General features: G+C 57.2%; 2 protein-coding genes. One reads left to right on the top strand and one right to left on the bottom strand.

Annotation, left to right across the window (positions count from 1 at the left end):
- Positions 1–53: 53 nt before the first annotated feature.
- Positions 54–5,723, bottom strand: a complete 5,670-nt coding sequence (locus BM202_RS35825; RefSeq protein WP_093835310.1) for a choice-of-anchor Q domain-containing protein — start codon at positions 5,721–5,723, stop codon at positions 54–56.
- A gap of 683 nt (positions 5,724–6,406) precedes the next feature.
- Between BM202_RS35825 and BM202_RS35820 the strand changes: the two genes are divergently transcribed.
- Positions 6,407–10,408, top strand: coding sequence for a hybrid sensor histidine kinase/response regulator (locus tag BM202_RS35820; protein WP_093835307.1), 4,002 nt, complete (start codon positions 6,407–6,409; stop codon positions 10,406–10,408).
- Positions 10,409–10,898 lie beyond the last annotated feature (490 nt).

The raw sequence follows: 10,898 nt of genomic DNA, 5'->3' as shown, positions 1-10,898 counted from the left end.
AAAACAGCCACTCCCCAATGGGAAGTGGCTGTAAGTCACGTTACTGTTTTCGCTTACTTGTTGAAGTACTCCACCTGATCCGCATCGGTGTTGTTAGTCAGGGTAGCCTCCCCACCACTGCCCCCCACCAGCGTCGCCGTCACGCTCACCCGGCCCCTAGTTTGTCCCGGTGTCAGGGTGCTGCTCAGCCCAAGGGAGCGTTTACCGCCCGCCCCCATGGCCTGGGTCGTGGTCAGGATGTAGGCATCACTGTTGGAGGTGGCATCAAAGCTCCACAAACTGTTGTGTACCGGCTTGCCCGCCAGGCTGGTCGCCCCCGGATCAAAACTTAAGTTCAGCAACGATGACTTGGCGATGTACACCGTAATGGGGCCAGTAGTTGGAGCGGAGTTGATCTCAAACACGTCAAGCACTACACTACCCGCCGTGGTACTGTAGGCCAGCGAGGGGGTTACGTATAACAGGGGGGTTAGATCGGGAGGAAGGCTAGACTCATACGCCCCCATGTCAATCGTCCCGTTCTGAATCCGCCCCTTACCCGCCAGATCCGTTGCGGGGCCACCCGCCGTGGTGTAGGCCGCCGTGCTGCCCGCGTTAATGGCCACAGAACCCGCCTTGAGCTGAAAACTGGTCGGGCTGACGAAGGGTGAACTACTGGCCGTCAGATTACCGGGTCCCGACGTATAGCCCGTTGATCCTGTTTCGATCAGGCTGTAGCTGGTACGGATGATGAAGTTATTGCTGTTGATGCTGGTCGCGAACGTATTGCCCCCCCCATTGCTGAAGACAATACTGTTAACCAGGCTGGGGTTGCTGGTCTGGTTGAGCAACGCCCCGCCCCGGACCGCCGTGTTACCACTCAGACTGCAATTGAGCAGGCTGATGTCCCCATTGTTGTTGGTGAAAAGACCGCCCCCGTCGACCGTCGCCGTGTTGCTACTGATGAGCCCATTGATCATTACGACCGTGCCCCGGCTGGTGTAGAGGCCTCCGCCGTAGTCGGCCGTGTTCCCGCTGATGGTACAATTGACCAGCGTCAGGCTGCTGTAAGCGGTGTAGAGGCCGCCTCCCTGGTAGGCACTGTTGCCCGTAATAAGGCAGTTGACCAGTCGGGGGCTGCCATTCTCGATGCGAACCCCACCCCCATTCGCATAGCCGTAGCCGCCCGTAATGAGAACCCCATCCAGGATGGCCGTGCCGTTCAGCTCGCTGTTGGTGTTGACAAGAACCTGATAGCTGTTGTCGGTCTGATCACCGGGCTGGCCAATCTCCCCCGACAGAACCGTGGGGTAACTGGCCGGGTTACGATCGGTCAGCGCGGGCGTACCAGCAGCAGGAAAGCCCCCCAGAATGCTCACCCCGTTCTTCAGACTGAAATGGAGGCTCCGGTCGGCTCCGGGGGTGTAGCTGCCCTGGGCTACCCAGACCTGCTCCACGCCCTGCAGATTGATCTGACCCTGCAAATCGCCCGCGGCATTGGCCCAGGAGGTGCCATCCCCCGTCCCGTTCTGGCGAACGTAGCGGATGGGCTGGGTGGGCAGGGCCTGATACTCATAAGGCCCCAGATCAATGACGCCCCCCGAAAGACGACGATTACCCGCCAGATCGGTAGCGGGGCTGGGCGGCATGCCGCCGTTAACGTCCGTATAGGCGCTGGTGTTGCCCGCGTTGATGGCCGGTGAGCCCGCCATGAGCCGGAAATTACCCCCCGCCGCGTCGACAAACGTAGGATCACTCGTTAGAGTGTTGGACCCGTTGTAGTTAGTGGCCTCGGGCTCGATCAAACAAAACGAGGCGGTTAGACTACTGCTGCCATCTTCGTTTAAGAAGGTGCTATTGCCATCGTTGTTCCATTCAATGCAGTTGGTCAAACTCGGCCGGCTGAAGTTCCGGTTGTCGATGGCTTTGCCCAGGCTGGCCGTGTTGCCCCACAGCAGGCAGTTGATGAGTTGAGGACTGCTGAAGTTCACATTGTAGAGGCCACCCCCATTGTCAACGGCGTTGTTGGCCTGCACGCTGCAGTTGATCAGGGTGGGGCTGCTGTTATTGTTGTACATCCCCCCCCCGTTACCCAGGGCCGTGTTCAGCCGCAGGATGCAATTCAATAGCCGGGGACTACTATTGCTGTTATACATGCCCCCCCCCAGGTTATCCGTACCACTGCTGCCGTTGGCGTAGCCGCTGGTGATGATAAACCCATCCAGCACGGCCGTGTTGTCGAGGTCCTGGTTACGGATGACCTGATACGCGTTGTCGGTTAGATCGCCTGGGTCACCAATCTCACCTGACAGGATGGTGGGGTAGCTGGCCGGTTGGCGATCCGTGAGCGTGGGGGAGCCGGTGGCGGGAAAGCCGCCCAGGACGCTTACCCCGTTCTTTAGCCTGAAGCTGGCGGTGCGGTTAGTTCCAGGCGTGTACGTGCCAGCCGCTACCCAAACCTGGGTTACACCCGAAGCGTTGATCTGCCCCTGTAAGTCGCCCGCGGCCGTGGCCCAGGAGGTGCCATTGCCCGTGCCACCCACTTTCACGTAGCGGACGGGTTGAATCAGATTCAGCTTGAAGGCCGTACTGGTCAGACTGTTGCAGCTTCCAATGACGACGACCGAGTAGGACCCCGCATCACTCAATTGTACACTGGTCAGACTTAGGGTAGCCGTGGTCTGGCCTGGAACGGGACTAGTGAGGTCGTTTTTGTACCACTGGTAAGTAGGATTGCTGCCGCTCATGCTCACCATGGCCGTCACCGGAGTGCCTACCGTCACGGTGCTGCCACTGACGGGCTGGGCGGTTAGGGCCAGGGGCACCTGAGGGCCACCCTGAAACTCAAAGGCGCCAATGTCGATGGCCGTGTCATAAATCCGGGCATGGCCCGCCAAATCGGTAGCGGACCCCTGGGCGCTTTGGTAGGCGGGGGTGTTGCCCGCATTGATAGCGAGGGAGCAGCCAGTAAGCTGGTCATTAGTGGGGCTTTGAAAAGGAGTCGCGTTGAGTACCCGCGTCGTGTGGCCAGCGTCCACGTAATCCGTTTCTCCGGCACCGATCAAACAGTAATTGGCTGCCACGGAGCTGCTGCCGTCGTTGTCGATGGCCGTGCCCGCCCCTTCCTGGTTGTCCCACAGGATACAGTTGGTCAGGACCGGCTGGCTACCCCCGAGGTTACTCAGGGCAGCTCCCGTAGGTGACTGGTTTCTTGTCAAGGTGCAGTTGATTAGGTGCGGATTACTGTCCCCGTTAAGGATGCCTCCCCCGTTATAGGTACCGCTGTTTTCACGGATGAGACAGTTGATCAGCACAGGACGGCTACTGCTGTTGACCAGGCCCCCGCCTTGCCCTGAGCTGTTGCCACTGATGACACAGTTACTCAGCCGGGGATTGCTGCTGTCATAATTACTCATGCCCCCGCCCCCAATGGAAGTGCTGTTGCCGCTGAGCACACAGTTGCTCAGGCTGGGACTACTACTCGCGTTGTGAATGCCGCCCCCAAGCAGCGCCGTGTTCCCTGTAATGAGACAGTTCACCAGACTGGGGCTGCTGTTGAGATTGAAGATGCCCCCGCCCGAGTTATTGGATTTTCCGATGACATTGATCGAATTATCAGGGGGGAGACTAGTCGCGTTGCCGCCCGTAATGACAAAGCCATCCAGTACGGCTGTAGCCGTCACCCCCGTGTTCGACATAACGTTCGTCGTCGTACTACCGGCAATGGTCAGGGTGGAGGAGGAGGGCGGGCCGGTGAGGGGGTTAACCGAAGCCCGGTTCGCCGGACTGTTCTCGGGGGTATCTGGGTTAAACCCACCAAAGATGGCCACCCCGCTTTTCATCGTAAACGAACCACTGCTGGCCGAGCTGGTATAGCGCCCCCCGGCCACATAGACCTGCTGGGTGCCCTTGGCGTTGATGACAGCCTGCAAGTCGCCCGCGGCCGTAGCCCAGGACGAACCGTTGCCCGTGCCACCCACTTTCACGTAGCGGACGGGAAGCGAGAAAAACACATCGAAACGGCTCGAGGTAAGCGCGTTGCAACTCCCCGTCACCACCACAAAATAAGAACCCTCATCGGTTAGCTGCACATTGGTCAGCGTCAGGGTAGCTGAGGTCTGCCCCGTCAGGGGGGTATTGAGATCGTTTTTGTACCACTGGTAGGTGGGGTTACTGCCGCTCACCCTCACCATCGCTGTTACCGACGTGCCCGCCGTGACGGCACCACCAGGCTGGGGTTGCTGGAGAATACGAAGGGGGAAACCACCCGTGCTGCCTGACCCCCCAAACTCATAAGCGCCGATATCGATGGTGGTGGCCAGGATTCGGGGATTACCCGCCAGATCGGTCGGACCACTGGTAGCGGTGGAGGAAGCCGGGTCACCCGCGTCGATGGCGGGGCTACAGGCTTTCAGACCGAAGTCGGTGCCACCCACAAAGGGGGATGCTGCCGTCGTCACATTGCCCGTACCGGGGGGAGCGACAACGAAAAAGGGCGAGATGCTGGTTCCTTCCTGGAAGAGACAGTAGTTAGCCTGCGTCACGGCGGGTTCGGACCGGATGGCATCACTAGGAGAGCCATTATCAAACACAATGCAGTTGGTCAGTTGGAGCAAGGAGGCGGAATTGTGAATAATGGCCGCTCCGTTTAAGGGTTGAGCATTGCCAATTTGGGTCACCGTATTGGCCGTGATGGTGCAGTTGGTCATCGTCAGGCTACTATTGCTGTTAAACAACCCGCCCCCCAACCCGCCCGCCGTATTGCCGCTGATCAGACAGTTGAGTAACCGCGGACTGCTGTTGTTGTCGCTGTACATGCCGGCCCCGCGATTAGCCGTGTTGCTACTAAGCTGACAGTTGTTCAGCAGCGGACTGCTTCGGTCGTTGTAGAGGCCTCCGCCCGCTAAAATCGCCGTGGGCGTGCCATTTACGCTCACCACCGGGGCATTGTCGAGGATGCGGCAATTAATAAGCACCGGATTGCTCTGAATATTGGCCATCCCGCCCCCAAAACTTGCGGTAGCTATTTGACCCAAAATAGCGTTATCCCGGATGGTACAGTTGGTAAAACGAGGGTTCCCGGCCTGGTTACAGACACCGCCCCCCATTAACCCCCCATTCCCCTGGATCAGACAATTCACAAAACTGGGACTGCTACCCAGGTTGTAGATGCCCCCGCCATACCCTACCGCCAGGAAGCCCGCTACGCCCCCGCCTGCCCCGGTGATGACCACCCCATCCAGCAACGCCGTATTGTCAACACCGACATTGTAGATGACATGCTTACTTTTATAGGCACCACCATCATTGCCAGAAATAATGATATCCCCCGAGAGGGTGGTGGACGAGGGGCTGCTGGTCGGACGCTCGGGTAGGCTGGATTCCTGACCCGTAAAGCCCCCGTAGATAGCCACCCCACTTTTCATTCTAAACCCATTCTCCCCCGCGATGAGGGTGGCTAATTTTTCTATAAATAAGGGGTCATTCAGGTCAATGCGAATGACCTGTTTATAGGTCCCCCCGGCGATCCAGACCTGGTCGCCGGGATTACTGGCGTCGATAGCCCCCTGCAGGGCCGTAGTGGAGGCCGCCCAACTGGTGGCCGTGGCGGGATCGGTGTTGGTACCCGTCGTGGAGACATAGCGAATGGTTTGGGCGCTGGCTGGTAGGCCCAGGGCCCCGAGTAAGCTAAGTACCAGTAAGCTTTTAAGCCCCTGGCTGACTAGGTAAACTAATATTTTCATAAGATACCTGTAGATTGAGTTGACTAGGCGCAAAGGTGGCAAAAGCCTGATGCTTAAGTTCTCACCATTGTAACACATCCTCTCACCATTGTAACATTTTTACTAGTAGCGAGCCGGATGGTGGCAGGACCTTCCTGGGAAAAAAGCTATAGCCTACCCCTTCATGGACTATAACTGAGATTACATGTGGGGCCTAAACCACAAAAAATGATGGTTTTTTATCCTTGTTCAGTCACTAAAAGAACCCGTTATAATCTACATCATGAGTTCGATTGCTCAAGGCATATTGAGTTTTAGCTGAGTTAAATTGTTCTGGGCTATTTTCCACGTGCTACCTTATCAGCGTAACACAACCAATGCCTTATTAGCCAGAATGACCGTTTACTCGCTGGTTCGCTCAACCTGTTTTTAGCTGGGAGTACGTTCAGGCTAAGGCAACGTCTTCACTAAATAAGGACGTCATCAATCGCCTACGCAGTTGTCATAAAACAACATAAACGATAAATATAGGCTCAGCCAGTACGGGTCGCTTACCCCCATAGCGAGGTAATCACGGTAACACTTTTTTTGCCGCCTTACCCATCCTGACCAGCCAATTTCACCGTATATTTACTTGTTTACTTCGCCTATTTAGCTGAAGGGTGACTACCTAGGGAGCGCTTGTCAGCACCCCTTTTAATCGAATGAATGGGAATACCCCCTGGATTAGCCAGTTAGTAATAGGACTGTGCCTGTTTTTGGGCATTGGCGCACCAATGACCGGCCTGCAAGCCCAGTCCGTTCGCCAACCCATTCGGGTGCTTACCACTAAAGATGGCCTGCCGCAATCCTTTGTCTCGGGGCTGGTTCAGGATGCCGATGGGTTTATCTGGGTAGGCACACGCAACGGGCTGGCGCGCTACGACGGACGCCAGTTTACCGCCCTCCATTACCAGCAGGGCGATACCACCACCTTATCGTCCGACGTGATTAGTAGCCTGGCCAAGGATATGCACCAACGCATCTGGATCGAGCATGAATCGGGGGAAATCGACTGCCTAACACCCCGTACCCAACGAATCGAACGAATCAGTCAGCGCCGCCTGTTTGCCCGGCATCCGGTGCACTTTGCCCGCCGGGGCTGGAGCGTGGATGCCACGGGTAATCTGTGGGGAACCCGGCTCATTGGGGGCGTCTGGTGTTACGACTGGGCGCATCAAACGTTGCGCCATTATACGCCCCAAAGCCATGGTCTGCCCAATGACACCGTTCGGGGCGTACTAGCCAGCCAGCGGCCTAACCGGATCTGGCTGCTGAGCCGACAGGCCCTGAGTCAGCTCAATCCGGCTACGGGTCAGGTTAAGTCGGTACGGCTGCCGGTGTCGATTGAGGTCGCTCACCTGCCCGCCCAGGCCGGAGGTACCCAACTGCTGCATGAACGAGCGAACGGGGAGCTGATGTGGTTCTATCACGGTCGGGTCATGTTGTTTGACCCCCTCACCGACCAGTTTCGCCAGGCAGCCGTACCTGGGCAAACTGGTCCGGGTTGGTTCGCTACCGGTCCCGACGGTCAGGACTATCTAACGACCGGGAGTCGCGTTTATCGCTACACCCCCGCCGGGGGGCTGGTGTTGCTGGGCGAAATTACCGTTGCCTCGGGGGTTGAATCCCTGCTGGTTGACCGGTCGGGATTAATCTGGGTAGGTACCAATGCGGCGGGTATACACCAGCTAGATGGGTCAGGCCCGTTCGTTGAGTCCCATGCCAATCAAGCCGGTTTCCACCAGGATCTTTGTCAGCAGGTATTTGGCCTCTCCCTAGCCCGAACCTTCGGCTGGCCCACCACCGAGGGTAGTAGTCGACTCGCCAGCTATTCGCTGCGCTCTACCTATGATACCCACAACCGGTGCTGGATAGGGCTACGCTACCGAGTTGGCTATTATGATTCGACCCGGCATAAAATTAACCTGCTACCCATTATTCCTACCTACCCCGCATCGGCCGGAAACCAATGGGGCGTGGGCGGGTTGCGCTTCGATCGGGCGGAGACCTTGTGGATTGTCGATACCGATGGGTACGTAGCTACCTTCGATAGACGCCACCAGCAATGGATACCCTGGATGAGGGCGAATCAGCTTCGAAAGTCAATTGGCTATAAGGTATTCATCGGTGATTTGCTGGTCGATGAGCACACGGTTTGGCTGGCCACCCATGAGCACGGGCTCATTCGGATTGACCGGACTACCCAGCGTACGCAGGTGATTGCCAAGACGACCTCAACCGCTAATTTTCCTTCGAATCAGTTGCTGGGCCTGCAGCCCGACCCAACACGGGCTACGCTGTTGTGGATTGGCAGTTACGAAGGGCTCATCTGTTTCGACAAAACGACGCTACGGAGCCGGGTTTTTACAACGGCCAGTGGCCTTCCTGACAACACGATTTACTCCGTCGTTTCGGACGATAGCGGGTATTTGTGGCTCTCCACCAACAAGGGGCTTTGTCGCTTTCATCCACGCACCCATCAGGTCCGTACCCTGAACACCGCTGATGGCTTGCCCGGTGATGAGTTCAACCGATTTCATCACCTGCGGCTGCCCGATGGCCGGCTGGCCTTTGGCGGCCCCGAAGGCTGGACTATCGTTGAGCCCCGGTCGATCCAAAACGACCATTTTCAGCCACCGGTTGCCCTGACCGAATTAAGAATTAACAACCAGTCAGTACCCGTGACCCCTGGGAAGGGACTACTGCCCGCGCCCATCAACGGCCTGGAGGCGCTGGTGGTCCCTTACGGGCAAAATACCGTTGGGCTGAGTTTTGCCGGTTTGCAGTTCAATCAGCCGGCTAAACTTCAGTACCGCTACCAGCTAGTGGGGTATGAGGAGAGCTGGGTTAAGGCGGGCACCGTACCCCTGGCGACCTATACCCAACTACCGCCGGGTCACTACCTCCTGCGGGTCAATGCCACCAACACCACCGGTCAGTGGAGTCGCCACCTCCATACGCTGTCCATTACCGTCAAACCACCCTGGTGGCGCACCCATCTGGCGTACCTGCTGTATAGTTTAGGCGGTATCGGTCTACTGCGGGTTTATGTCCGGTATCGCACCCAGCGCGAACGCCGGGCGCAGCTTCACCTGGCCCAGCAGCGGGAAGCGGACCAACTCCGGCTCGTGGATGAGATGAAAACCCGTTTTTTTGCCAACATCACCCATGAGTTTCGCACGCCGTTAACGTTGATTCTTTCCCCCGTCGAGGCCTTATTGAGTGAACTGGGGCAGAGCCGGTACGGGGGGCGGCTGTCGCTGATCGAGCGGAACGCCCAGCTGCTGCTGGGTCTGATCAATCAGTTGATGGACCTGGCCCGGCTGGATGCCAACCTCATGCGCGTAACACCGGTGCTGGGCCGACCTGACGAGCAGGTTGGTCATATGATCCAGCCGTTCACGGAAGCGGCCAAGGCCAGCCATGTCCAGTTGCTCTACCAGTCCGAAGGCCTTGATGCGTATTGGTATGATGCCCCTAAGCTGGAACGTATCGTGATGAATCTGGTGGCCAATGCGCTCAAGTTCACCCCCGGTACACCCGCCCATCCGGGCACCGTCACTGTCACGCTACGAACGGAGGCGCACGTTGGCCTTTCCCTGCGGGTGGCCGACACGGGTATTGGGATCACCACCGCCCAACTGCCTCACCTGTTCAATCGCTTCTACCAGGTAAACGACCTGGCCCATCAGCCGCCAGCCGGAACGGGTATTGGTCTGGCGCTGGTCAAAGAACTGGTTGAATTACAGGCCGGACAGATCCGGGTCGAGAGCCAGCCAGGACGGGGAACAACCTTCTGGGTTGAGTTGCCCTACCAGGTGGCGCTGGCTAGCCAACCGGCGGCACCGACGCGGGCAGAAACACCGGCGGAAAGCGGGTCGACGGCGCTCAACAAGGCGGAAACCGCTACCCTGTTGCTGGTGGAGGACAATGACGATATGGCCCAGTTCATCACCCAGAGTTTGCCCCCCAGCTACCGGGTTCACCGGGCCACTGACGGGCAGGATGGGCTGGAACAGGCCGGGCGGCTGATGCCCGACTTGATTATTAGTGATGTGATGATGCCCCGCCTGGATGGCTACGCCCTCTGCCAGCGACTTAAAACAGATGCGCTAACCGATCACATTCCGATTTTGTTGCTGACCGCCAAAGTAACGCAGGAAAGCCGGATGCAGGGTTTGCACGGGGGCGCTGACGAGTACCTGACCAAGCCCTTTCATTTACCCGAACTGCTCATGCGGGTAGCGAACCTGCTCACCACGCAGCGTCGGCAACGGGAACGGCTTCGGGTGGAGCTGGCCTCACCCACCGCGGCAGTAACGGGCCCAGCCGCCGCTCATCCGTTCCTGGAAAAACTGCACCAGGCGCTGGATCGACACCTGGATCAACCATCGTTTGGGGTGGATGCCTTAGCGGCCGAAGCCAACCTGAGCCGCATGCAGCTGCATCGAAAACTAAAGGGGCTTACGGGCCTATCAACCACGGAATTTATGCGTATCTACCGGCTGCAACGGGCCGTTCCCCTGCTGGAACAGGGCCTGTTGGTAACGCAGGCGGCCTATGCAGTGGGCTTCGATAACCCGTCTTATTTTGGGCAGTGTTTCCGGGAGTTATTTGGCAAGCCCCCTTCGAGCTACGGCCCATCCGGGGCGGGGAAAGCCTAACATCAGGGTCTTCAGCCCCTTTTTTATTAATAGGTTACATGGAGGAGCGGATGTATTAGCCGACTGAGACTTGATCATGGAGGTAGTTAACCCAAAACCGTGCGAGGGCCACCGCCTTAGTCGCCTGGACTTGCTACATTTTACTAGACACAATTAGCTAAGAACTATATGGCTAACAAAAGCTAGTGGTTAACCTATTGTGTCCAGTATAAAGTAGCAAGTCCATTGAATCGGTAGTGTGTATAAGTGGACAAGGTTTCCAGATTGGATTCTCGGTTCGCGATTGCCCCCAACAACAAGTTCCACCTATGATTCCAATTAATTGAATGGTAGCAAAGAGCCATTTACGGAGCTTCATCAGTTATTCTATTTGAGGATTCAGTGTAAGAACGAAATAGAAGGAAAAGGTTGCTTTTAATACAATTGTAAGACAACAGAAGGCCGGGGCTGTTACAAGTAATCTAGGGAAGCAGTATGTCATAAAACGCCC

The organism is Spirosoma endophyticum, assembly GCF_900112365.1.
Lineage (GTDB): Bacteria > Bacteroidota > Bacteroidia > Cytophagales > Spirosomataceae > Spirosoma > Spirosoma endophyticum.
The sequence above is the reverse complement of the archived record's forward strand: the minus strand, read 5'-3'. Positions and strand labels throughout refer to the sequence as shown.